Genomic DNA, 1,484 nt, shown 5'->3' with positions numbered 1-1,484 from the left:
CGATGCTGTCCCATGGAGTGGTGTAGCTGGCGCTGATCGTCACCGTGATATTCGGCGCGGGCCTGCTTGATCAGGATGCCGCGGCTGGCAGGCTGATGACGGGAGTGAGGAGGATCAGGAATTGATCCGGTGGATCAATTCCCCGACGAACGCCCATCGGCGCGATGGTTTCCAGCGTCATGTATCTGGCACGCTGGACGGCCCATTCGTCATTCTGTTCCAGCAGCAAGGCCCCGACCAGTCGGATGATGGCCTCGTCGTTGGGGATCGAGGGCATGACTGCCATCGGTCCGAAGGAATGCCCGAGGGCCCACGACATCAGTGCGCCTCTTGATTTCGCCGTTCAGCCGTTCGATCGGGTTCGTCGAATGCAGCTTGGCCCGATGTTCCTTGGGGAAGGACATGTAGGCCAGCACGTCGTGTTCGGCGTCATCCATCAGCGTGGCGAGCTTCGGCACCTTGGGCCGGATCTGGTCTGCCACGGCCCTCCACTGGGTGCTGGCGGCTTCAGCGGTATCTTGGGCAAAGGCGGTGGCGATGAAGGCCGAGACGACCCTGCGCCCGCTCTTCCCGGCATGGGCGAGGGCATTGCGCTGGAAGTGGACACGGCAGAGCTGCCAGGTGGCGCTGAGAACCTTCGAAACGGCCGCCTTGATGCCCTCGTGGGCGTCCGAGATCACCAACTTCACGCCCCGCAGGCCGCGGCGGGTCAGCTTGCGCAGGAACTCGGTCCAGATCGGCTTGGCCTCGGACGTACCTATTTCCAGGCCCAGAACCTCACGCCTGCCGTCGGTGTTCACGCCGATGGCGATGATGACGGCGACGGACACGATCCGCCCGCCGCGCCGGACCTTGAGGTAGGTGGCGTCGATCCAGAGGCGAGCCATCGAGACGCCATCGGTTCAAGTCCGATGGCGAGCGCCAGTCGCTTTCGAGCGGCCGGTTCAGGAAGGCTTTCACCTTGCCGTCGATCTCTTCGCAGAGCCGCGACACCTGGCTCTTGCTGATCCCCGACATGCCCATGGCCTTGACCAGGTCATCCACCGAGCGGGTCGAAATGCCTTGAACATAGGCCTCCTGGATGACCGCCGTCAGCGCCTTCTCGGCCATCCGGCGCGGCTCGAGAAAGCCCGGAAAGTAGCTGCCCTTCCGAAGCTTCGGGATGCGCAGCTCGACCGTCCCGGCGCGCGTTCGGGCATTCCCTCGGACCGGTGGCGGGAATGCCCTCACCCCAGTCCCTGTCGCGGTATCCGTTGCGCTGCGCCCGCCGCGCCGGGTCCTTCTCGCCATAGGCCGCGCCAGTCGCGGCGCCCACCTCCAGCTCCATCAGCCGTTCGGCCGCAAAGCCGATCATCTCGCGCAGCAGGTCCGCATCGGGGGCCTTCTCCACAAGGTCGCGGAAGTTCATCATGTCGGTGGTCATCGGTGGTCCTCTCGGTTCTGGGTGGGCGTAAGCAACCAGACCCTAACCGAACATCGCCGGT

The 1,484-nt window shown here is 64.8% G+C and carries 1 pseudogene; it reads right to left on the bottom strand.

Features of this window, described 5'->3' with window-relative positions:
• Positions 1-70 precede the first annotated feature (70 nt).
• Positions 71-1,423 (bottom strand): annotated as a pseudogene (locus G8O29_RS18125) (IS256 family transposase).
• Between the last annotated feature and the right edge of the window lie 61 nt (positions 1,424-1,484).

The organism is Rhodobacter calidifons (assembly GCF_011174775.1).
GTDB classification, from domain to species: Bacteria; Pseudomonadota; Alphaproteobacteria; order Rhodobacterales; family Rhodobacteraceae; genus Tabrizicola; species Tabrizicola calidifons.
The sequence above is the reverse complement of the archived record's forward strand: the minus strand, read 5'-3'. Positions and strand labels throughout refer to the sequence as shown.